Source organism: Collimonas sp. OK242, assembly GCF_900107095.1.
GTDB lineage: Bacteria > Pseudomonadota > Gammaproteobacteria > Burkholderiales > Burkholderiaceae_D > Collimonas.
On record NZ_FNOR01000014.1, the window covers coordinates 125,784 to 149,348 of the forward strand.

Below are 23,565 nucleotides of genomic sequence, written 5' to 3' on the forward strand. Positions count from 1 at the left end.
GGTATCAACTATCTTCAACAGAGGTTTTCAATGTGCATATCCATTTTTTTCAGTGGGCTTAGCCCGCCAGGTCTTTGTAGACATCGATATATTTGTCGGCAATATGGCGCCAGTTGTAACGGTCCGCGAACTGCTGCATCTGCACCCGCCTGAGTGCGTAGTCCGCGTGCGTCTCTTCATGCAATTTCAACAGGCTAGCTATGTTGTCTTCAGCGTTTCCTGCCGAGAGCAGAAGCCCGATCTTTGATTGCTCGATCAAATGGCGAAACGGCGGGATATCGCTTAGCACTGGCGTCAGCCCGGCGCTCATCGCTTCAATTGGCGCAATGCCAAAACCTTCATGCCGCGACAGGCAAATGAAATAGCTGGATTGTCCGATCAGGCTCGCCAGTTCGTGATCTGACGGGTTCGGCACTATCTGCACCAGGCCCGTCAGTTGCTGTTGATACACCACGGTGCGGAGTTCGTCCGCGGTGTGATCGTATTCACGGCCGGCGATGATCAGTTTCCAGCCTGGTTCGCGCACTACCAATTGCTTGAACAAGGCCAGCGTTTCCAGCAAACCTTTATTGACAGACCACCGGCCGAAATAAATCATTGTTCTCGTGGGCGCTGACGCCGCCTGGCCGCTGTACTTTTCGACATTGACGCCGTTTTCAATAACGGCCAATTTTGGCGGACTGACGATTTTGGCAAAAATATCGCCATCGTTATCACTGGTGGCAATGATCTTGTCGTAAGCCATCGAAGAAGTGCGAGTTATTGTATTGAAGTAGATTTTTTTTAGTTTCGATGCAAACTTTGTATGAAAAAATCCGCCGTGAGTCGACGCCACCAGAGGCCGGCGATGCAATGGTTTGGTAACGGCCAGATAGTCGAAAAAGAAATCGACGCCATGCACATGAATCACATCGGCGTCCGCCACATGCTGCAGCACCTGGGGACACAGCGGATATCTGCTGGTACCGTGAAACGGCAGGCGCACCACGCCAACGCCGTTGATCTGCGCTTCAGGGGCAAGAAATTCAGCGGAATTCCTGAACAGCCGGTTGAGCGTAACGATTTTTGGAATCTGATCGTGATGCTCGCGCTGCTGTTTGGCGATATTCTGGACCACATCTTCCATGCCGCCTATGGAGGGAGAATACTGACGCACGATGTGCACGACTTTAATAGACATATTTGATTTCCTTTGATTTCTTGCTAGGCGCCGGATGGCTGTGACGCCGTTGCCGGACGCGCCGGCACGGCATCTTTCGCGCGACCTGCGGCGCAGCCGACCAGGAACCACAGAATGCCGGCGGTTTTCAACGCGAACAGAGAAGTTCCGCTCACACACAAGATCAGAGACATATACAGCGTGATGTAAGCCCGGAACCGATCGCCTCTCTCGTCTTCCATTTTCAGCATCCAGAATGCAGCCCATAAAAAGATGCATAACAGCAGGCCGAGCCGCGTGAGCAAGGAGGGATAGCCCATGTCGCCAAAGCTGATATTGAATCCGTCCAGGCCGAATATCATTCCCAGATCCAGATTCGACAATGTTTTCCCGCTTACAAAGAGCCGGCCAAGAACGCTGTCGCTGTAATGGCCGCCAAAAACCGTCGCGAGCAACAGCAGCAGCGTCACGCTAAGGAATGGCATAACGATCAGCCAGGTATTGGTTCTACCCAGCGGCAAGCAGCGCATCACGACCAGCGCTGCAACCGTGATCATGCCGTAGCGCGAGTCGCTTAATACAATCATTGTGGCGGCGGCCAGCAGGAAAAAAATCATCTCCTTGATCTCGCCGCGCCGTTTCGATAACCCCCAGGCCGCGATGATGACTGCAAAATTGCCCAGCGAAACGGGTTCCAGAAAGATCGACGATATCCGGTGGTTGCCGATCAACGATGGCAAAATCGTGCGGCCTATCCCTTCCGGCCGTATCCCGTTCAGCCCCAGCACGCTATCTTTTGCCCAGTTGGATCCGGCCGCCAGATTGCCCTGGCTGACGTAATAGGAAAAAATATTGAAGACCTGCGAAAACAGATCGAGGAAGAATAATTCGAAAAATCCGAAAGCCAGCACCAGAAAAACCATCAGCTTAAGCAGGCGATCGGTATATTTAACATTGCCGATTTCCCGTCCGAGCCCGTAGAACAGGATAGGAATCATCACATCCCTGAACCCCTTCGGGTCCAGCTGATTGCGCAAAATCGCCATCAGGAGCAAGTAGGCTGCCACCAGGGATGCGACAGCGACGAACTCAAGCCGGATACGCTTGATCAACACAGCAATGCATGCGATGTAGATGGCGGCTTCAGTAAGTCCCACCCCGGCAACAGAAATTGCATGAACGTTCGTATGAATCGCACATAAGACCGCCTGATACACCAGCGCGACCGTCAGAATCCAAAACACCGCTCTTGCGGCGGGCAAACCGGCTTGTCGAGGAAAAATAAAATTCCTGATGTTTGTAAAAAAAGGCATACGGCTTTTGTCCACACTTATGTCCACGACTTATGTTCGATGACGATGCAGCTTGCAGCCAGACGTGGAAAACCGCGCTCGCCCCGACTACAAGAATTGATTTTCCCGTTCATCAGAAACTGACCATTACCGAGCCGACGACTTCAGTGCCGCTGCGCCGGAGTTGCTCGCTAAACGCGGCGAGATCGGCGACACGGGTGTGATCCTTGCGCACCACCAGCAGCACGCCGCCGGCGCGTGCGGCAATGGTCAAGGCATCCGCTGCGCTTGAAAACGCCGGCGTGTCATACAAAATGATGTCGAAGCGGTCGCACAGCGTTTCATTCATCACAACGAAGTTGGGACGATTGATCAATTCCTGGGGATTGGGCACTAACGATCCCGCGGGTAATAACGACAGGTCGATGAACGATTCGGCCATCGCCAGCATATCCAGGCCGGCGCGTCCGGCCAGCACATCGGCCAGCCCGCGTCCCGCCGCCAGATTGAATATCTTGTGCTGGCATGGGTTGCGCAAATTGGCATCGACCAGCAAGGTCTGCTCGCCGAGCTGAGAAAACACGACGGCCAGATTTGCCGCCAGCAAGCTGGTCCCATCGCCCGGATTGACGCTGGCAATCGCCAAGGTCTTGCGGCCCGGACGGAACCAGCGCAGCATCAACTCGCTGCGTACCGAACGCAGCATTTCGACTTCCGCACTGAACGGCTGGTACGCGGCCATTAGCGTCGCCGGATAATTTCCACCGCCCGCCTGCAGGTAGGGATAATCAAATTGACGCGCCAGCACCTGCTGGATATCGGCCTCGCTAACCAGCCCCAGGCGTTGCGCCGCTTCGCCGAAGCGTAGCCCTTCTTCCTTTTGCAGGCGGCGCACGCTTTCCACTTCTTCCAGTGTCAGCTTGCCTTGCTCAACCAGCATGCGACCCATGTGGATGTCCTTCCGGGACGCCGCACCGGCACTGACGATAGAACTTACCGGACCGTTCATTTTCTTAACCTTTCCAGCGTGTGCGCGATCATCGCGTTAAAAATAACCTGGAGAATGCAAATCTCCGCGGCGGCCTGCCCCAGGCGATGGTGCCGAGCACTGGCGCCTTTAGCACATTGATCAGATCGGTGCTAGACCGTACGCGACGATTCGCCAATTCCGCCAATACCGCCAGGGCCAGCCCAAGCATGGCGCCGAGCAGTATCGACAACACCACGTTCAACCGTACATTGGGACTGATAGCAAACAGCGGCGCCACCGCCGGATTGAGTACCGAGACATCGGACTGATGCGATTGCCCTTCGAGCTCGGTCTGCGTCAGCCGTTGAGCGGCAGCATCGTATGCATGCTGCGCACTTTCAACATCCTTGACCAGCACCGATAGCCCGTCGCGGGCGTGATTGAGCTGGAACACTTTGGCAGTCTGGGCCGTCAACGCGGCGCGTACCTCCGCTTCGCGCTGACGCAAGATGCGGCCGTTATTCGCAACCGCGTTATTGGTTGCGCCGATGCTGCTGTTCAGTTCGGCGCGCAACCTGTCGACCTCGGCTTTGGCGGCCTGGTACTGCGGATGATTCACATCCAGATTCTGAGATAGCTGCGCAAATTTTCCTTCCGCCAGCGCCAATGACGATTTCAGATTTTGAACCAGCATATTCGATACCACATCCGGTGAATCTCTACCGCCGCTGCCCATCGCCTGCCTGCCGCGCGAGGATGCTTCCGCCGCCTGCCCTTGCGCTTGCACCAGCTGACTGGACAAATCGTTCAAGCGCGCCGTTTCAACGTCGAGACGGTTGTCGGTGCTGACCAGGCCGTGCTCCTGCTGGTACGCGGACAGCTTGCCTTGCGCATCTTCCAGATTGGCGCGCAAGGCCGCGACTTGCCCTGTGAAGTATTTGGCTGCCTGCTGCAGCGGTTCGACCTTGATTTGCAAATTGAGCTGCTGGTAAGCGGTGGCGAAGCCGTTAGCGACCTGTGCGACGAAGGCCGGATCGCCCCCCTTGGCGGAGATTTCGATCATGCTGCTTTCTCGCGACGGCGCCACCTCTACCATTTTCAGCAAGGTATCGGCCAGCCATTCCCGGATCGATCCGTTGCCGTGCGTGAGTTGCTGGAAACGTTGCTTAAAAGCTGGCTGGTCTGCCAGGCCAAGATTGTCGACCGCTTTCAAGGCCACCCGCCGACTGGTGACAATATCGATTTGCGTGGCCATGTAGCCGGACGCCAGTTGCGCCGGCAGCACGCTGCCAGAGACCGGATCGGCGCCTTTGTAATTGAGCAGCACCGTGGTCGAGGTTTTGTACGTTTTTGGCAACGCCAGGCTGACCGCCGCTGTGGCAAGGACTATCACAAGCAGCGTCAATACAATGATCTTGTAGCGCGCCCGCAGAATGGTGAGAAGCTGAGAAAAAGTCATGTGAGCTCCTTTCGAACAGCAGAATAAAAGGGCGGCAAAACGTCCGCGTGGATGAGATAGTTCAAAAGAAGCTCTCTTTCACATACACGACGTCGTCCGCCTGCAGCGTCTCTTCGTGACTTGCATTGATTTCTACCAGGTTGCCCTTGGCGTCGCGGCGCTTGATGCGGATGCCGCGCTCGGTGCCGCGCGGAGTAAGGCCGCCGCCGATCGACAAGGCCTGGACCACCGTCATGTTGTGTTCCAGCTTGTATCCGCCCGGATGCTGCACTTCGCCGTAGATATAGAACTTGGGAGCGCGGTCCACGAAAATCACGTCGCCGTTGACCAGGTCAACATTCGACTTCATGTCGGCAGACTGCATCATCTCCGTCAGATTAACGATTTGCTTGCTGGTTTTCCCGTTTCGGGTGCGGACGACGGTGGCGGTATCGCCGCCTTCCGGACCAACGCCTCCTGCCACCGCCAGCATATCGGTCACGCTGCGCTTACCGGCAACCGGATAGCGGCCGGGATGCAACACCTGACCCAGCACCGACACCTGCTGGCTCTGCAACTCGGTGACCATGATGTTGACTTCGGCTTTGCGCAAAAACCCGCCACCTGTCAGCAGGCCTGAAATCTTCTTTTCAGCGTCCGCGGTAGACAGACCGCCGATACTGACGTCACCGATGAGCGGGAAGGTAATGCTCCCTGCTTCGCTTACCTTGGTTTCCAGACTCAGGTCGGGATTCCCGAATACGGAAATTTTCAAGGCGTCGCCCGCCCCCAACGGCGTATCGGCCGCAGTTGCGGAAATGGCGTACATTGCCAGCAGTGTCGCCAGCAAGCATGCATAGACTCGTTTCATCATTATCGTCACCCTGTTAAATTATTTTCCTCTGCCACATCTTTGTCTTGTTCATTTGACTTCTGCTACTTCGCGCCTGCCCTTCCCGCTCGGCTCGGCCGTCACCGGCGGCTCGTCCGTGATCAAGCCAGCGCTCTTGTCGACGTATTCGAGCTTCGCCGAGGAGCGCAAGCGCGCGATTTCCGTGGCGGCCACTTCCTGCATTTTTTTATTGAGCAGATAGCGCTCGATCTGCGCTGCGGCGGCGTCTCCCGTCACCGGACTATCTCTTAATTCGGTTAACGCGCAGAGCAGGTTCTGCTTGCCGTCTTGCATGACAAATAAATGATTTCTGCCCAGATTCTTGATTTTTCCAATGATTTGCTCAGGCAAGTCGCCGCTGGTATAGGTAAGCTGGGTTTTCACATACGCGATGTTGTGCTGCTTCAGCCAGCTCTCCATCTGATCCAGCGACCGCGTCGTGTCCATCTGCGACTTGAGCGCGCCGCTATAGTCCTTCGCGGCAATAGTCAATTGTTCGATATCAAGAACCTTGCGATGTGCAAATAATTCCGGGTGGCTTTGAAAATAAGCATCGATTTCGGCTTTGGAAGGCTTAGCCAGGTTCGCTCCTTTGGATTCCAGATAAGCTTGCACAATCGCTTGCGTCTTGAATCGCTCAATGACCTGCAGCAATTTAGGATCGCGATCGAGTTTATTGCGCGACGCTTCCTCCAACAGAACTTCGCGGTCAATCAGCGCCTCCATGGCCTGTTTCCGCATGGCTTGTCGCTGCACGGCATTTTCTTCCGCCGCGCCGCTTGCATATTGCAACTCCGCGTCAAGCTGAGTTGCCGTGATTTCATGGCCATTGACATTGGCAAGTACCTTGTTGGTCTTTTTTTTCTGATCGCCGCAGGCAGACAGACTCATTGCAGCCAGCAACATCAAAATACCCAGACCCTTTACACGCACCGCGCCGCCAATGACAGGCATATGGCCGAACCGTTCAAAGCTGCTCAAAATTCGCTTCCTATCAATAAAACAGATTTCATCTATGCACTCTCTCCGCACTTTTCTTCCTCGGGCTGAAGAAAACCACTGCCCGACGAAACATCAGCTAGCAAATTGCCCGATGTGTTTCGGTGCAGAAAAGAAACCGATAGATGTCCGCATGGGACGGCGGCGCACCTGATACAGCACGAAGCAGAGCCCGACCAGGAGCAGCGCCCAGCTTCCAGGTTTTTGCCGCGGTTGCACCTCGAAATCCTTGAGGAAATAAAACAGCAAATCGTCTGAATTATTTAATTTGGACGACAGTTTCCCGGTGGCGCGGCCATCATCGGCATTGCGTGAAAACGTCACCGGAATTTTATTGGCGCCGCGCCAGGCGCCGCTCTCTTCGCTCATTGCGCCAAAAGCAAGGGGAGCGATCGGCTCAGCCGGTGTCGGACGGGACGCCAATGTCGTTGGCATCGCCCGATTCGGATCCGCGCGCTCGACCTTTGACGGATAGGCATCGATTGCCAGCAGATGCTGCGCGCCGGCATCGGGCGCATTGAGTTGAAACACGGGCGTTGCTGCCATGGCAGCATTGCAGCAAACAACTAGTGCGAAACTCATTAACAACATGACTCTTTGCATGATCTTCTCTCCTAAAAACGCATCGAACGCAGCATTGACTTGCGCTGCAGGACAGCAATGAAACTGAGCGTTCGTTACCGAAATATTTTCTGCAAGAATTTCTATGTCTTGCGAGCATTGCCTTCAACGCCGGCGGACTAGTACGCGCCGTCCTTTTTCAACACTTCCTTGACGGTGCGGACGATGATCCACAGATCCAGCGCCAATGACCAGTTACGCAGATATTCCAGATCGAACTCAATCCGCGAGCGCATTTTGTCCAGGGTATCGGTCTCCCCGCGGTAGCCGTTTACCTGCGCCCATCCGGTGATTCCAGGTTTCACCTTATGCCGCAACATGTATCCCTGGATCAGCTTGCGATACATCTCGTTGTGGGCGATAGCATGCGGACGCGGACCGACGATACTCATGCGGCCTTGCAGCACGTTGAAAAACTGAGGCAACTCGTCAAGCGAGGTCCGACGAAGGAAACTGCCAAACCGTGTTACGCGCGCATCATTTTTTTTTGCCTGATTGACCACGGCGCCGTCCTCGGCGACGGTCATTGAGCGGAATTTGTAGACCACGATCTCCTCCCCGTTCAATCCGTATCGGCGCTGGGCGAAAATGATACGGCCGGGCGAAGAAAGCTTTACTCCTATCGCAATTGCCAACATGATCGGCAGCAGAATGATCTGGATCAACAGCGCCAGCACAATGTCGCTGCCGCGCTTGACCACGCCGCGCAGACCGGTGAACGGCGTTTCGCAGATGCCGATCACTGGGATGCCGCCGACATGATCGAGGCGCGCCTGTATGAGTCCGAAGGTGTAGATGTCGGGCACGAAGTAAACCGAAGCGGTCGTATCCCGCAGCTCCTCCATCAAGGCCAGCACTCTCGGCTGCGCCGACATCGGCAAACAAATGAAAATGGTTTTGATCCTGTGCTCGCGCACATAAGATCCGACGTCTGCAAAGGTGCCGAGATACGGACTGTGCAGCTCGGCCGGCCGGCTGGCTTGATCGCGATCATCGAAGAATCCGCGCATGTCGATGCCAGTGCTGCTGCCGGATGTCAGGCATTTGAGAATATCCGCCCCGGGTTCATTGCAGCCGACGATCACCGCCGACCTGGCCTCGACCTTTTTCCCCAAATTGAATGCCAGCACATGTGCTGTCAAGCGGCTCAGCAGAAGCGCGCAAGGCGCAAGCGCAAACCAGGTCCATATGACGCTGTCGGAGAACTCATAGCGCAGCCCGGTAACCTGTCCCATCAACGCCAGGACGGCAGCAATGATCACCCAGCCAAAGAAGATATCGCCGGCATACCCAAGCTGCCTGCCGATATGCAAGGTGCGGTACAGGTCGATCTGTTCATAGATATACGAGGAAATGAAGAAGGCGATAATCATCAGCACCAGATAATTGCCGGTGAAAACTTCTTCCTTTGCCACAATGACCAGATACAAGGAGCCAAGAATAATGGCCGGATCAAGCAGGCGCTTAAAGAAGGAAACCAGCGGGATGTCATTCTCGGTCATTTTTTCCTGCCTCAATACGCATAGCGCGTGTTCAGCATCACGCCGTTATCCACATACCCGCCTGGCGTATTGGTCAGGGCTCGTGTGCTGCGGGTGCCAGACAACTGCACTTGCCAGCGCTGCGTCGGGTTGTAAACCATTGTCAGCCCCGTGTTGCGCAACGCATCGTTTTGATTCGGCGCGCCGGGAGTGCCGGACGCTATCGTTTGACTGAAATCCCTCTTCTGATATTTGAATTGCGCTATGAAGCGGATTTTCTCGGAGTACTGCCAGGCCGACGCGATACTGGCGCCGTGATTCACGGAATAGACAGTGGACAGATCGTCCACGGCGCCAATCTCCCGCCATCCGGCGACGGTAAGATCGATCTTTCCGGTAGGCGACCAGTCAGCCGAGACACGTGAATTTATGCCGCTAAAATCTCTGATAGAAGGTGCGTCTTGCTTCCTGCTGACCCAGCCGCCTAAAAAATGCAGCTTTGTCTTGCCGCTCAACAACCAGTCAACCTTGCCCTTCACTTCATCCTGGTCGTAACCGTTGAACACCGTCAGACCGGCGTCTTGTTCCGGATTCGGAAAATTGGCGCGCGTATGGCGCAACTGGACGCCGATGGTGCTGCCGGTGGCGGCCAGGTAGTCGAGCCCTACCTCGGTTTGATTCTGCGTGTTATTTGCCGGCTGTTGCGACGCCAGGTCATACGACAATTTACTGTGCACCAAGCCGCCGCGTACCCGCCAGCTCGGATGGAACAGCCAGGAGCCGTCAACATAGGCGCTCTCTTGTGTCCGCAGATTTTTCTCCAGTAAATGGAAATCGATGAAAGGGGTCAGCCCTTGCGAATAAGTGACGCCGGCATTGCCCTCAACGTGCGGGCCTGCATGCCAATTCCAATTGGCCGCCACATTTTTGTCCGTATGATCAAGTTGGCGGAATCTGTCGTATTCGACATTGGCGACATTCACACTCGCCGTCAGATGCTGTTGGCTGATGGTCTTGTCTGCGATGAGGCCTAACTGCAGTCTGCGTGTGTAATCCGAGAGATTGCTGCCTATCCCCATGGCTTGCGCAGCGGCGCTATTTTCCAACCCCAGCAGATTGTCGTCGTAGCTGATGCCGTAGCTAGCATATGGCCTGATGGCATCGGGCGTTGGCGTGATGATGTCTGGCGGCGGTATGACGTCCGTGGGAACGAGGTCGTTAGCGACGGCCAGCACCGGTACCCAGGAGCACATCGGGATCAGGAAAATTGTTTTCCATCGAAGCCGGAAAAATTTCGCACGACGGTTTATTTGTTGGTTCATGACATACCTTTTCTAGTGCATGGATTCGCGCCAAGCATTGATCGGCTCAGCTTCACTGAACATTTGATGAAACTTTTTTTTGCAAAAAGGCTGGCAAAAAATAATTAAAAAAAGTTAATTCAAATCAGTTCAATCTTGTCGGAAGAATGAGAACTGGCGAAGCATTGCATCTTTCGAAAGATCCAAGCCGGCGGTGATCGCAGCACGTAAAGTAAGCTAATAAATCCACTAGCTCAGTACGGGAACGTACATAACACTAGCGATCAGCGCCGTTATTCTTCATGGCCGGATTGAAATTGCGTAAAAGCCGTGCGTCGGCATCTACATCAAGTTTGGCCAAAGACACGAAGACACAAAGACAACTACAGAAACGGAAAGAAAAAATGATGGAAAGGATGCGAGGCGTGCCTGCGATTCATGCAAGTGTCCTTGCGCAATGTTTGTCGCACCGTTACCGGCTTCCGGCGTACGCTTGCGCTCACCTTATGGGCAACTACCGTGTGCCTCGTTGGTTTGACGGAATTGCAGTTTGAATTTGATGCATGGCGCACCAAAGAGAGGTCTTTTTTGCATGATCTTTCCTTTAACAAAATACATATCAAACCTAGTACCGGCTGATATCAGGAATCCGAGTAAAGTCGGGGATGATCTCCATGGCCCATGCTTTTTTTAAAGCAGGGAGAAAGGAATTGACTCGACTTTTCGACATGAAAATGAGTTGCACGATCCATGCTGCATCACAACATAAACACGTCAACTAGAGACTTCAATTTATCCTGCGGGTTCATTACAGAACAAATTTCTTACACTTTGTCACACATCGATTTTCATATTAACAACTAGAACACCGATCGCATCAGCCCATGGCGGCATCAAAATTTCAATCACAAAAAATATAGGAATTTGACATAGCTTCGAACATAAAAATTGCATGCAATATGTTGTTAAACCCTTATAGAACGGTCGATGCAGACGAGCAACACAAAAAAATAAAATGAGCAGAATGAGAAAGATGAATGAAATGTGTGAGATATTATTTATCCAATTTTCATGCATCAGCATCTCAATAATTTCCGATTGGCAATCTGCTATTGAGGTTTATGAGCATCTTGGAAAAATAGTTATTAGCTACCAGTATCGTTCAAATGTTTAATTGTGCAAGGCACAAATTTGTAAAATATTCAGCTCATCAAAAATGATTATGCAAGGCAACAAAATTGCAGAAGAGAACAATTTCCCGGGTTTTCAGGCGAACGATGAAATCAACATGGATGGCGAAAATCGCTGCCCTGATTTTCATCAGAATGGCCTGCTTCTTTTGTAACGCCTGCTCAAAAAAACAGTGCGGCAACAGACATATGGACTACAGTCATTGCCAGGTCGACCGCAACAGTTGCTGAGGAAAAATCGAAGAAGATGGAATACGCTCCAGGCACTGGAGTCGGATATTCAAACAGTACGATCAAAGGGAGGTGAGTATCATGTGGAACAATTATCTGAATCTTTCGGTGTTGAATTGGCTAGGACAATTCACATCGATGTCAGCGCCGTTCAATCAAATCGTTCACTATATTTCCGGCTCGGATCTGTTCAAAGGCCTGCCCATCATGGGCATGCTTTGGTATTTCTGGTTCAGGGATGCAGATCCAAAATCAAACACCAGGGAAATCATTATCGCGACCCTGATCGGTTGCGTCGTCGCCGTCTTCATTGCCAGAGGCGTGAACAACATCGGCCCATATCAGCCGCGCCCGTTTGCAAACCCTGCGCTGGCGCATCATACGTATATCGGACTGCCGGTACCGGAAAGCCAGGCTTTGTATATATGGAATTCTTTTCCCAGCGATCACGCCACTTTGTTTTTCAGTCTGGCCACAGGAATTTTCCTGATTTCAAGAATGGCCGGGTCCCTGCTCTATCTCTATGTGCTGATCTTTATCGGCCTGCCACGGGTGTATCTCGGCTTGCATTACCCTACCGATATTTTGGCTGGTGCGCTTTTGGGAATCGCATGCGTGGCGCTTAGCACACGCGCCGGCGTGATCAAGCTATATGGCCGGCGCTGCAGCATGCTGTTGAATCGTTATCCCGCCGCCTTTCAGGCAGCGCTGTTCATCATTACGGTTGAAATAGGCACGCTGTTCTATGACGTTCGAATGCTTCTTGAGGGAATCGTCAAATATTTTCCCCGATAAGACCGAAGCCTTGCTTACGATCGAGAGACGATCTGCTGCGCTGCCATCCAGTCCGCCAACTGATCCAATCCCTGCACGACATGATCGGGAGACTGCCCAAGCTCGTCAAACGCGTTGCCGGCCCGGTTGATCCAGCATACGGGATAACCGAAATGCCGCGCGCCGGCGGCATCCCATGCATTTGACGAGACGAACAGAAGCTCCGAACGATCGCAATGCAACTGCTGCTCGGCCAGCTTGTAAACACTGCTGTGCGGCTTGAAGATTTGTGCGTCGTCGGCGCTGATCAGATGCTTGAAACGAAGACCGAGGTCGGAAGCCGCTACCACGCTGCGTATCGAATTGACGGAACCGTTGGACAGGATGGCGAGCGGCAGTCCCATCGCCTGCAGCCTGGCCAGCGCGTCCGGCACTTCGGGATAAGGTTTGATTTTGAGATATTCCTTGCAGAGCGCGATACGCGCAGCATCGTCGAGCGGCAGCTGAAGCTGCCTGGTCGCAAACACCAGGGCATCGCGAGTGGCGTGTTCGAAATCGACATAATCGCCCATCAGGCTGCGCAACCAGGTGTACTCAAGCTGCTTCTGTCGCCAAACTGTGCTGATTTCGCGCCCCCGGCCTCGGTGATAGGCATCGCAGGCCGCTGCGACTGAATGCACATCGAACAGCGTGCCGTAGAGATCAAATACGATACCTCTTATATTCTTCATTGGTCCCTCCCCTGTATGCTGTCAGATCGGCAGCGCCAAGCCAGGTCCGCTTGCCCCTATGCTGCTTTCGATGACCGTTGAATGCTACTACAGTGTAAATGAGAATATCGCTTGCCACTTTGCTGCTACTCGCACCGCTGCTCGCACACGCGTATGAAGTGATCAGCGTGGGCGACGGCGACAGCATGACGCTGCAGGTCGGCCCGCGCCGGCTCAAGCTGCGCCTGGCCGGCATCGATGCGCCGGAAATAAAACAAGCGTTCGGCCCTCAGGCCAGGCAGTCCCTGCACCAGCTATGCTTCGGCAAGGATGTGCAATACGAGGCGGAAGCCATCGACCGCTTCAACCGCACCATTGCGACGGTGCGCTGCAACGGCATCGATGCAAGCCGGGCCCAGCTTGAGCGCGGCATGGCCTGGGCCTTTCGGCAGAAGGATCGCAATCTGAAGGCGCTTGAGACAGCGGCACGCAACAAAAAAATTGGATTATGGTCAGATCCGCATGCTGTCGCGCCTTGGCGTTTCCGGTATGCCGGCTCCCAGGATGCAACTTGCCATGTGGGGGCGCGTGGCGGCCGCTATCGGTGGGTGAACGGGCGCAAGATGTACGGCTGTCCATAAATGGCGGCCAGAAAAGCAAAACGGCCCGCGTTAAGGGCCGCTTTGGACTAGCTTATCGCGCAAGCAGAGAGATCAAATGCGAAGATGGCAAAAAATGGGCCGGAATGTCGCTATCCGGCCCGGCCTTAGCTTAGGCCGGCAACTTGGCACGAAACAGAATATCTCTAAGAATGTGATCGTCATCGAAAACGATTTTTAATGCGTGGCCAAGCACCGTCAGACTCGTTTTTCTTCCAGAAATTGAAAGCAGGCTGGCGTCGGAATCGAAGGTGAATTCATTGGCCAATTGAGGGAATTGTTCCGCGATGACTGCTTGCGCAACAGAGTTCCAGTCGCGGCCGTTGCCAGTCCAGCCTTCCTCCGCCCGTTCCTTGAATATGTGTATTTTCTCCTCGAAATTCGAATCGAATAAAACCAGTTCTTTGCAGTTGCTGTCAATGAAAATGAACGGCGCAAACGTTGTATCGTCAACTGACTCAGTTTTTCCTTGCGGCATGCCAGCTCTCGATGAACCCGGGACCATGCATACTGTTGGGTCGACCTTCATTGAATGCCTCTCTCTCTTTCAATGTGGCTGAACACAGAACCTCGCTAATACGTCGCTATATTATTTATACAGACGCATTGCCAAGTTATTAAATACTAGTTAATTTGACAGCAAAATACATTAACAAGATTCAATTTTGACAAATATATTTCGATCCCACATGGCGTCACGGCGCAATCAATCCAGATGGACGGATTGGGTGTGTCAGCTTGCCTGATGCGGGTATTCTTTCGATTTCAACCCTTTACCGCCGGCGGCATAAAGAGTGAGAACAGGACGAAGGATATGTTCAGCGCCAAACTGCAGCGCGTCTAATTCCCGACAACATCGATCGCCTCGCTGCACTGCGTTCTGGAAAACAGCGGGGTTTCCGAGATTGCCGGGATTGGCAACGAAGGGATATTTGCCCAGAGCCGCTTCGCGGGCAGGACAGACGGATTTCCACCGCCGAATAAAGCGGAGAAATTTTTAGTGGCGAATACATAGCACTGCCGTGAGTGACATCGCTGCCACTCACGGCGCATGCGTTTTACATCCTCGGCAGCCGGCGCAGCGCCCCCGAGTGTATCAAGTGCTTTTGCTTGCGAAATTTCTCCTATCCTGTAGACCAGTTCCGGACGCAAATCGGCAGCACTGCCTATGGAAGTGTGCTGGGATCAGCCCAGGTGTACCCCAATCCCGTAATACCTTGAACTATGCTTTTGAAATCGCTGAACCCGGTAGTAACCAGCGGCGCCAGCGACGACTCCAGCCAGAATGGATGAAAGAAGAAAGACGCGAACCCGTCCCTTACCACCAAGGCATATTGGGCATTCAGATAAAGATCTTTCCAAGTGTAGACCACGTTTGAAAACGGATCGATAGAGCTGATGTCGTATTCAATGTTCCCCAGATTTTCCGGCAGAACCCGCTGGCCGTAGTAATCTTGCTTGATGATGTAGGGGAAAAACTGTCCGACTTCAAAATCCTTGCCCTGGGCCAGGGTGAAGTTAGGCGTGTCAGAGGTGTAATACACGGCGCGCTGATAGGTTGTTTTGAATACCTGCGGCACAGCCTTCATGGCCAGCGGTGATGCCTGATAATGCGGGGTCTCCCAGGCAAATGGAATGTAACCGTTAAGCAGGAGTTCTGTCTTTCCCGCCTGGAGACGTCCCAATGCCCAAGCGGTCGAATCTTCGGCCACCGGGGTATTCGCCACGGCATTCCAGAGTTCAAAATCATCGGCGCTGACCGCTGTATTCTTATTCCGCATCGAGTCGTATTGATGGGTATACCCATGCATCAGAACTTTCCCGCCTCGCGCCAGCGCGTAATTCAACGACCTCTTGAGCGTCCCGGCCTGCGACAGCGGCACTTCTTCCGCAACCCCGCCGTTGTACACGCCTAGCGGGTCCATATAATGCGGGATGGTCGCGACCGAAAATGGAATGTGCTTGCTCACCATATAGTCCGACAGCGTTTTCATTGTCCCGTAATCCACCAATGCATCGACATCCTCCAGTCGTACCAGAGCTTTATGGCTTACCGGCTGATTGTCGGCGAATATGTCGTGCAATATATCGCACAGGACCAGATAGCGGTCGCGTGGGCCGATGTATGACAATGGCAGGTCAGCGAAATACCAGAAATTGCCGGAGCGGACAATATACGGCACCTGTGCGGAAGTGGCGCTGTTCTTAATATTGACCACTGCCTGCGCCAAGGCGGTATTGATGATTTGGGTGACCCCGACATCGGGATCGGCGTTCACGGTACCGCTTGTGGCATCGTAGGCGTAGTACTTGACCATCGACATGCCCTTATACAGCACGGTATCGAAGAAACCAGGCGCCGGACTGGTCGACGTGGGCGTCGCGTTCAATCCTTGCAAGCCGCTAAAACTGAATCCGTAATGCGTATTGAAATTGTATGCCGCGTTCCATGCGAACTGCCATATGTTGTATTTGAACCAGACGATGGTTTTCTGCGTGGCGGAAACATCGTTGAGAAATGCAGCCGGGATCGGATTGTTATAGTACGAACCCAAATAGAAGGTGGTCTGATATGACTCAAGTTCGCCGGCGGTATAGTTTTGTATCGGCACCAGATCAACGGTGCTATTGAAGTGTCCGATGAGATTGCGCAGCATGATGGCATAAGCGAATCCCAGCTTCTGATACTGATCAGGGGAAGGGGCGTCATATACAATCAATACTTTTATCGGTGTAACTACCTGCGCACTTGCCGGCGACGGATTAAGCAAAAACAGCTCGGCAATCAATATAAGAATGGCTGTAATCTTTTTCATGATTGACCACCTGCTTTTCCGCTTGATTGAGACTGTTGAACATCGCTGGATTTATTCTTCTTGATGTCGCCTTTGTGATGATGACCGTGTTGTATGTCTTTGTCTGGCACCTCGCCCGGCACAATCACCGTGTTGATGACCGGCTTCGGAGGGGGCGTAATTTGGACATCGCTTGCAGCAGCGGATGCAGTAAAAGCGATCGCCGTTCCCATGCAAGCTATAAGCATGCACGACAGCATTTTTCTCCTGGACTTCATGACTTCCTCCCTTGAGGATGAGTAGGTTAACGCCAGGCCGCTCCCGCAAATCGGACTGGAATATTGCAGCCTGAAACTAACTATACGAACTATGTACGCGGGATATAAGCGAGAAGAGAAAAGGACGGGGAGTGGCTTTCAACCGGCCGGCATGCGCGGGTTTTCTTGACGACAGTCATGATCCGTCTCCCTAAAATGCAGGCGCGGGCTGACACAGAAAACGCGCCGATTATTTCCTGTGAACATGTCAGCTTTCAACTCCCAACTTGTTATCTTAAAGTATAGACGGAAGTTCTACTTTAACTAGGACTGCGTGCGTCATCAGTGCAAAAAATCGCCGTCGGCATTACCATTTTCCACCACGCAATAAACATATTTTTATTCAAGAAAATCGCCGCAAAAAAAACTGCCGTCAACATTATTTTCCATTGCGTGTTTGAATCATGCCGCGTTGCCCTCAGGTATTCCAGCTGGAATGCGGGCTCGCACGGTGACGTCCGATTTGCTTTTATTCTGTGCGGCGATGCTACGCGAAGCATTGGATTTCGACATTCCCTGATCCTATGAAATTCGGAGCATGCTAGTCGCGGCCACAATGCCGGTGCATCCGGGCTTAGCAAGTCGATGAAGAGCGAGCTGGTTTGTTGTCGCATCAAAATATAATGCCAACTAGAAAATGCATTACGCCATTTTGAACAGGGTGGAAAATGCGTAATGCAATATTTCCCGTTTAAGGCTTGCAGGCGCCGGTTGTGAAGCCGGCTTCCGGTCTTGCCAGCCGTCGTGCCGGAACAGCAAACCGGGCTGCCCTCCCCCGTTCAAATCACGACCGGCACGGACGGCTTTCATATTACTTTTAAGCTTGATCGTGATTTCTGTTCCGCCGCTCCCCGTGCACCGAGAACCAATAGGAGGTTCGCGCTTATGCCCACACTGGCTGCGGGCGCCCCGGTCGGTAACATCATGCCAATTGTCCAGGTGTTTCCTTATTTAGTTAAAGTGAGTGATTTTTAAAAAAATCTCTTGTTATAGGCAAGAAATAAATGCATTCTATGCATTAATATCCGTTTCGTTACAAATAGTCACAATCACTTACGCGGCAAGGACAGCAATGCGTCTCTGAATTTATGCTATAGGGAGTAACGGGCTATGAAAATCCTCTCCATATTCGGCACTCGCCCAGAAGCCATCAAAATGGCGCCGGTAGTCAAGAATCTCGCTTTGGAAACAGAAATCGAGTCCCTTGTCTGCACCACCGGGCAACACCGCAGCATGCTGCGCCAGGTATTGGACATTTTCGAACTGGAAACGGATTTCGATCTGGACCTGATGGCGCCGAACCAGACGCTGAATGGCCTGAGTTCCCGCATTTTCGCGGCGCTAGATCCCCTGCTGGAACAGGTAAAGCCGGATCGCGTGCTGGTCCATGGAGATACGACGACTGCAATGGCGAGCGCCGTCGCCGCGTTCCATCGCGGGATTCCGGTGGCGCATGTCGAGGCTGGATTGCGTACCGGCAATTTGAAACAACCCTGGCCGGAAGAGATGAATCGCAGGATGGTCGACATCGTCAGCGACTTGCTGTTTGCGCCCACTGAAGGATCGAAACAAAACCTGTGCAAGGAAAATCTGGCAGGGAAGATCTACGTCACCGGGAATACAGTGATCGATGCCTTGATGGCTTCCAGTTCGCGGATTTCGCTTGACGAAGAATTACGCAGCAAGCTCGATGCACAATTCCCCTTCCTTCAATCGGGCCGCAAGATGCTGTTGGTTACCGGACACCGCAGGGAAAATTTCGGACCCGGCTTCCAGAATATCTGTACCGCGCTGGCCGAGCTGTCTGCGCGCGCCGACATCGACATCGTCTACCCGGTGCATCTCAATCCCAATGTACAGCAACCGGTATCGGCGGCCCTGTCTCACCTGCCCAACGTGCATCTGATTGCTCCGCTGGATTACCTCTCGTTCGTGCGCTTGATGCAGCGCGCACATGTCATTCTCACCGACTCCGGCGGAGTGCAGGAAGAGGCGCCGTCGCTGGGCAAGCCGGTGCTGGTGATGCGCGACGTCACCGAAAGGCCGGAGGCGGTTCTCGCCGGCACGGTCGAACTGGTAGGTACCGAGGTAGAGCGCATCGTGGCGGCGGTCCACAAACTGTATGACGACGATCTCGCATGGAGGGCGATTAGCCAGCGCCACAATCCCTACGGGGACGGTTACGCGTCGCAGCGTATCGTGGCAGCCCTGCTCAATCGGACCGTGGCGGAATTCGCCGCGGAGCCGGAAGCGCCGCCTCAGGTCGCAATCGATGGACAGGAGGATTTCGTGCTGATCTAGCCTCCCATGTCATGAACATTCCTTCCGTTGCAAAGTCTCCTTACATTGATTTTTCAGGGCACCATGACAACCTACTGGCAACATTTCCTTGCTGATTACTATACGCTGCTGGAACTTACCACCTGCGTAGTCGCGGTATTGTTTCTGGTGTCAGCGGCTGACGATCTGTTTGTCGACGCCTGGTACTGGATCCGCCAGTCTTACCGCCTGCTGACCAGAACCCGCACCTATCGGCCGGTCACGGAGCGGCAACTGGAGGAACACGCCGAGCAGCCGCTGGCGATCATGGTGCCGGCGTGGCTAGAGTACGATGTGATCGCCCAAATGATCGAAAACATGGTGACGGTTCTCAACTACCGCAACTATGTGATTTTCGTCGGAACCTATGTCAACGATGCGCGCACCATAGCAGAAGTCGAGCGGATGCGCCGCCGCTATAAGCAATTGCATCGGGTCGAAGTGCCCCATGCGGGCCCGACCTGCAAGGCGGATTGCCTGAACTGGATCATCAAGGCGATTTTCCTGCACGAGAAGAAGAACGGTTATCAGTTTGCCGGTGTCATTCTTCACGACAGCGAAGATGTGCTGCATTCTCTTGAACTCAAATTCTTCAATTATCTGCTGCCGCGCAAGGACATGATCCAGCTGCCCGTGATGTCGCTCGAACGCAAATGGTCCGAGTTGGTGGCGGGAACCTATATGGATGAGTTCGCGGAGTCCCATGCCAAGGACATCGTTGTCAGGGAAAGCATCAGCGGCATGGTGCCTTCGGCCGGCGTCGGCACCTGTTTTTCGCGGCGCGCCCTGCAGGCCTTGGCCAGCGACAATCAAAACCAGCCTTTCAACACCGACACGCTGACGGAAGACTATGACATTGGCGCGCGTCTGGCGAGCATAGGGATGACATCCATATTTGCGCGTTTTCCCGTGCACTTTTCGGTCAGTCGCAAAACCTGGTTCGGTTTCGGAAAAGAGCGCCAGGTCACGCTCAAGATGCCGCTATGCGTACGCGAGTATTTTCCCGACCAATTCAGGACGGCCTACCGGCAAAAAACCCGATGGGTATTAGGCATCAGCCTGCAAGGATGGGCGCAGATCGGCTGGCGCGGCTCGTTTGCCAACAAATACCTGCTGTTTCGGGACCGCAAAGGCATCGTCACGGCCCTCGTCAGCGTGCCCGCCTATCTGCTGCTGCTGCAGTTCCTGGGGTTCTGGATCGCAGGCTATTTCGGATTCTGGAAGCCCGCCTCCGAGTCGCTGCTGGAATCGCAGAAATGGATCCATTATGTGCTCTACGCCAACCTGATCGCACTGGCGTTGCGCGCCTCGCAACGCGCCTATTTTGTCGGCCGCATGTACGGACCCGTACACGGATTGCTTTCCGCGCCGCGCATGGTGGTTGCCAATTTCATTAACTTCATGGCGGTGGCTCGGGCCTGGAAGTTGTTCCTGGAGCACCTGATGTTTGGGAAACGTCTGGCATGGGACAAAACCATGCACGATTTCCCCTCCGACGACCAGCTCATGCGCACGCGCCGGCGCCTCGGCGAACTGCTGGTGTCCTGGCAAGCGATCACCGAGGACGACATGAAAAAGGGCTTGCAGGAACACTCGGAGATGCACCTCCCGCTTGGGCACATACTGGTGTCCCGCGGCTATATCGACGAAGAAACCCTGGCAGAAGCAATCGCCTTCCAGTCCGATCTGTCACGCGCCGAAATCAGGATCGCCTCCTCCTTGCCCGCAGCAGTATCGCTTGACATGTGCGTAAGATTGGGCGCGATGCCGATCGGGCAGGACGCCGACGGCAGGCCGATTATCGCAGTCGGCAAGCCGCTTGCCGACGATGCGCTCAGGGAGCTTGCGTCAGCCTTTGGCGCACAGCCCGTGCAACATATCGCGCGGGACAGCGAGATACTCTCTGGATTACGCCTGGCCACGGCCGAAATGAATGCAAAAATCATCAAAATGGAAAGGAAAGGTATGTCGCTCCTTGGCGAATTGCTGGTCCAGAATGGAAAAATCACGCGGGAAACGCTGGAACAGGCGATGCAACACTATGTCTCCCAGCAACATGGACGCATCGGCGACTATCTCGTCAGTCGCGGGCTGGTGTCGCGCGAGGTCATCGAGGAAACGGTTCAGCAGCAAATGGCTCTGCTCAGATTGGCATTGGGAGTGGCATGAGAAAATATCCGGTTTCGCTGCATTTCCTGGGCCGCAGTCTTGCCGCCTTCACCTTGCTTGTGGCCACCGGCGCCGGCGCCGCAGAGCGGCCGCTTAGCGGCCAGGCATATCGGTTTGCCGATGAGGCCTACAAGGCTTTTGCACAAGGACAATATGATACCGCAGCGGCCAAGGCGCGCGCGGCGATCCGCTTGCGGCCGGATGTCGCGCGCCTGCGCGACCTGCTGGAAAAGGCTGAGTTGGCGCGCGGCACGGCGCAGGCGCAGCTTGCCTTCGACGCTTCCGCGGCGTCTTACCAGGCCCTGGCGCGCCGCGACTTTGCGCAGGCGATAGAACAGGCGCGCAAGGCCGTGGATTATCTGCCCGCCGTGCCGGCATTTCACATCGCCCTGATCAATGCGCTGGTCGCGGCCGGCGAGCTGGCGCAAGCGGAGCAGGCAGCCTCCGACACGATCAAACCGGAAACGCCATCGAGCGAAGCGCTGCTCCTGCGCGGCGCCATACGCCAGCAACGTGGCGCAGTCGAACCTGCGCAAGCAGACTTCGATCAAGCCCTGTCGATTGCAAGCCCGGCTACGCAGCGCGGCATCCGGCTGGTGGCTGCCGACGCCGCGCTGGCCAATCGCGACCCGCAGCGGGCGCTGCGCCTGCTCGAACCCCTGCCAGGCGGCGCGGACCAGGAAGCGGCCACGCGGCGTGCGCTGGCGACAATCATGCTCGGCCGATCCGACCCTAGCCATGCCGCGCTGGCGTTCAGCTTCCCGCTCGTCAGTTGCACCTCAGGACCGGACCTGGTCTCGGCATGCGACATCAATCCCGGTACGGCGTCCGCGGATCCGGGATTCCTGCTTGCCGATCAAGCGTATCGAGCTTTCGCCGACAAGAACTACGCGCTGGCGAGCAGCAAGGCCGGCGCAGCGATCCAGTTGTCTCCTCACGATCTTAGCTATCGCCGTTTGCACGTGCAAGCGCTGAGCGCGCAGGGATTGCTGGCCGAGGCGGAACAGGCTGCAAGTACCTCCCTGGCTGAGTTTGGAAACGATGCCGACATGCTGCTGGCGCGCGCAGACATACGCAAACGCCGCGGCGACACGGCTGCCGCCAACGCTGATTATGCTGCCGTGCTGAGCGCCCCGGACAAAACGAACAGGACCGAGATCGCGGCGCTGGTCGGGCTCGGCCGGAAAGAAGAAGCGCGCGAGCGCCTGGCAGCAGCGGTCCGCTCGCCAGAGAAGGGATCCGAGCTTGAACTGGCCTATCTCGCCCTTCAGGCAGGAGATAACCAGGATGCGCTCGACCTGTTCGGCCGTGCCGAGGCACAGGGCACGCTCACCGACGCCGCCCGCCACGATGCAGCCTATGCCGCAGCGCGCCAGGGCCGAAATGAACAGGCAATCGGCTACTTCAACCGGACCGTCGACGCAGCGCAAAGCGGCCATCTGGCGATGGATGCACAGCAAATCTACGACGCGCGACGCGAGGCTGCCGACCTGGAGCGCCGCTGGGGCGCACGTGCAACATTGAGTCATAGAGGCGTCGCCGCAGCAGGGGTCGGCGTGCCGCATGGCGGCACGATCGATGGCACGGACATAGCCGCCGAAGCATACTGGCGCCCGTTTGGCTTGCAAAACGGGACGCTGGTGGAAATCTATGGCCGGCTCAACGAAACGTTAATTGGCGGATCGGGTGTCCGAACCGGATCTGCTACGGCCCAGGCCGCGCTCGGCGCACGCGTGAAACCGTTCAGCGAGATCAACGCGATACTGGCGCTCGAACGTCTGGTGGCATTGGGCAACGCCACCAACGGCGACTGGCTTGCCCGGGCCGGCTTCTCCTCGGACGCCGGACTGGATTTACACGCAGATCAGAGCAGCTGGCTGAGTACCCACGTGTATGCCGAAGCCGGACATTACTTCCAGCATCCGCAAAGTTACGCCACCCTTGAAGGGCAATTGGGGCGTAGCTACCGGCTGGGCGCAAGCGGGTCGACACTGGTCCTGTTTCCGCACGTCGTGATGGGTGCAGACTATGATTCCAGCCTCATCGAGCACGACAAAAAGGCAATCGGAAGCGGCCTCGGAACCAGTATGCGTTATTGGTTCCGGCAGGACTACTATGACGCGCCGCGCTCCTATGCCGACCTGTCGCTCCAGTACCGCTGGCGCCTTGCCGGCGACAAGCGGGCCGAAGGCTGGTTCATCCGGTTCAGCGTCTCGTATTGAGCAAGCGATGCGCCGGCGCCCTTGAT

At 54.8% G+C, this 23,565-nt stretch carries 18 protein-coding genes; 5 read left to right on the forward strand and 13 right to left on the reverse strand.

Translation table 11 applies throughout. From position 1 onward, the window contains the following. Nucleotides 1-58: 58 nt before the first annotated feature. The 9 genes from BLV81_RS16660 to epsL form a co-directional block, all read right to left on the reverse strand. Nucleotides 59-1,180 (reverse strand): glycosyltransferase family 4 protein, encoded by a 1,122-nt coding sequence (locus tag BLV81_RS16660; RefSeq protein WP_092358275.1) that lies wholly within the window; start codon nucleotides 1,178-1,180, stop codon nucleotides 59-61. 23 nt (nucleotides 1,181-1,203) lie between these two features. Continuing rightward, a complete protein-coding gene (locus tag BLV81_RS16665; RefSeq protein ID WP_092358277.1) occupies nucleotides 1,204-2,472 on the reverse strand; it encodes a polysaccharide polymerase in 1,269 nt (422 codons plus the stop codon). Nucleotides 2,473-2,584: 112 nt separating this feature from the next. Continuing rightward, nucleotides 2,585-3,460: a chain length determinant protein tyrosine kinase EpsG gene (gene epsG / locus BLV81_RS16670; protein ID WP_092358279.1), complete on the reverse strand. Its 876-nt coding sequence runs from the start codon at nucleotides 3,458-3,460 to the stop codon at nucleotides 2,585-2,587. A gap of 28 nt (nucleotides 3,461-3,488) precedes the next feature. Further along, a complete protein-coding gene (gene epsF / locus BLV81_RS16675; protein WP_092358281.1) occupies nucleotides 3,489-4,880 on the reverse strand; it encodes a chain length determinant protein EpsF in 1,392 nt (463 codons plus the stop codon). 61 nt (nucleotides 4,881-4,941) lie between these two features. Beyond that, complete coding sequence (epsE, locus tag BLV81_RS16680) at nucleotides 4,942-5,730, reverse strand: polysaccharide export protein EpsE (protein WP_176992870.1); 789 nt, start codon at nucleotides 5,728-5,730, stop codon at nucleotides 4,942-4,944. A 51-nt stretch (nucleotides 5,731-5,781) separates the two neighbouring features. Beyond that, a complete protein-coding gene (locus tag BLV81_RS16685) occupies nucleotides 5,782-6,732 on the reverse strand; it encodes an EpsD family peptidyl-prolyl cis-trans isomerase (protein WP_255365288.1) in 951 nt (316 codons plus the stop codon). 93 nt (nucleotides 6,733-6,825) lie between these two features. Beyond that, entirely contained in the window at nucleotides 6,826-7,296 is a 471-nt protein-coding gene (locus BLV81_RS16690) for a hypothetical protein (RefSeq protein ID WP_092358285.1), read from the reverse strand. A 194-nt stretch (nucleotides 7,297-7,490) separates the two neighbouring features. Continuing rightward, on the reverse strand, nucleotides 7,491-8,873 hold the full coding sequence (locus tag BLV81_RS16695) for an undecaprenyl-phosphate glucose phosphotransferase (RefSeq protein WP_092358287.1): 1,383 nt from the start codon (nucleotides 8,871-8,873) through the stop codon (nucleotides 7,491-7,493). Nucleotides 8,874-8,884: 11 nt separating this feature from the next. Continuing rightward, nucleotides 8,885-10,174, reverse strand: coding sequence for an XrtB/PEP-CTERM-associated polysaccharide biosynthesis outer membrane protein EpsL (epsL, locus tag BLV81_RS16700; protein WP_143036358.1), 1,290 nt, complete (start codon nucleotides 10,172-10,174; stop codon nucleotides 8,885-8,887). Nucleotides 10,175-11,655: 1,481 nt separating this feature from the next. Between epsL and BLV81_RS16710 the strand changes: the two genes are divergently transcribed. Continuing rightward, nucleotides 11,656-12,369 (forward strand): phosphatase PAP2 family protein, encoded by a 714-nt coding sequence (locus tag BLV81_RS16710; RefSeq protein ID WP_092358293.1) that lies wholly within the window; start codon nucleotides 11,656-11,658, stop codon nucleotides 12,367-12,369. Between the two features lie 14 nt (nucleotides 12,370-12,383). Here BLV81_RS16710 and BLV81_RS16715 read toward each other — a convergent pair whose 3' ends face one another. Further along, on the reverse strand, nucleotides 12,384-13,079 hold the full coding sequence (locus tag BLV81_RS16715) for a haloacid dehalogenase type II (RefSeq protein ID WP_092358295.1): 696 nt from the start codon (nucleotides 13,077-13,079) through the stop codon (nucleotides 12,384-12,386). A 98-nt stretch (nucleotides 13,080-13,177) separates the two neighbouring features. Between BLV81_RS16715 and BLV81_RS16720 the strand changes: the two genes are divergently transcribed. Next, complete coding sequence (locus tag BLV81_RS16720; RefSeq protein ID WP_092358297.1) at nucleotides 13,178-13,699, forward strand: thermonuclease family protein; 522 nt, start codon at nucleotides 13,178-13,180, stop codon at nucleotides 13,697-13,699. 130 nt (nucleotides 13,700-13,829) lie between these two features. Here BLV81_RS16720 and BLV81_RS16725 read toward each other — a convergent pair whose 3' ends face one another. The 3 genes from BLV81_RS16725 to BLV81_RS23700 form a co-directional block, all read right to left on the reverse strand. Beyond that, complete coding sequence (locus BLV81_RS16725; protein WP_092358299.1) at nucleotides 13,830-14,195, reverse strand: Imm51 family immunity protein; 366 nt, start codon at nucleotides 14,193-14,195, stop codon at nucleotides 13,830-13,832. Between the two features lie 688 nt (nucleotides 14,196-14,883). Next, the gene (locus tag BLV81_RS16735; protein WP_092358301.1) at nucleotides 14,884-16,533 is read right to left on the reverse strand and encodes a DUF2334 domain-containing protein; all 1,650 of its coding nucleotides are present in this window, start codon (nucleotides 16,531-16,533) and stop codon (nucleotides 14,884-14,886) included. Next, nucleotides 16,530-16,790 (reverse strand): hypothetical protein, encoded by a 261-nt coding sequence (locus tag BLV81_RS23700; protein WP_143036360.1) that lies wholly within the window; start codon nucleotides 16,788-16,790, stop codon nucleotides 16,530-16,532. The genes BLV81_RS16735 and BLV81_RS23700 overlap by 4 nt, the downstream gene beginning before the upstream one ends. A 1,149-nt stretch (nucleotides 16,791-17,939) precedes the next feature. Between BLV81_RS23700 and wecB the strand changes: the two genes are divergently transcribed. The 3 genes from wecB to BLV81_RS16750 all read left to right on the forward strand — a co-directional run bounded on the left by wecB (nucleotide 17,940) and on the right by BLV81_RS16750 (nucleotide 23,539). Continuing rightward, nucleotides 17,940-19,130: a non-hydrolyzing UDP-N-acetylglucosamine 2-epimerase gene (wecB, locus tag BLV81_RS16740; protein WP_092358303.1), complete on the forward strand. Its 1,191-nt coding sequence runs from the start codon at nucleotides 17,940-17,942 to the stop codon at nucleotides 19,128-19,130. 63 nt (nucleotides 19,131-19,193) lie between these two features. Then, the gene (locus BLV81_RS16745) at nucleotides 19,194-21,317 is read left to right on the forward strand and encodes a glycosyl transferase family protein (protein WP_092358305.1); all 2,124 of its coding nucleotides are present in this window, start codon (nucleotides 19,194-19,196) and stop codon (nucleotides 21,315-21,317) included. Further along, the gene (locus BLV81_RS16750; protein WP_092358307.1) at nucleotides 21,314-23,539 is read left to right on the forward strand and encodes a bacteriophage N4 adsorption protein A; all 2,226 of its coding nucleotides are present in this window, start codon (nucleotides 21,314-21,316) and stop codon (nucleotides 23,537-23,539) included. The genes BLV81_RS16745 and BLV81_RS16750 overlap by 4 nt, the downstream gene beginning before the upstream one ends. Nucleotides 23,540-23,565 lie beyond the last annotated feature (26 nt).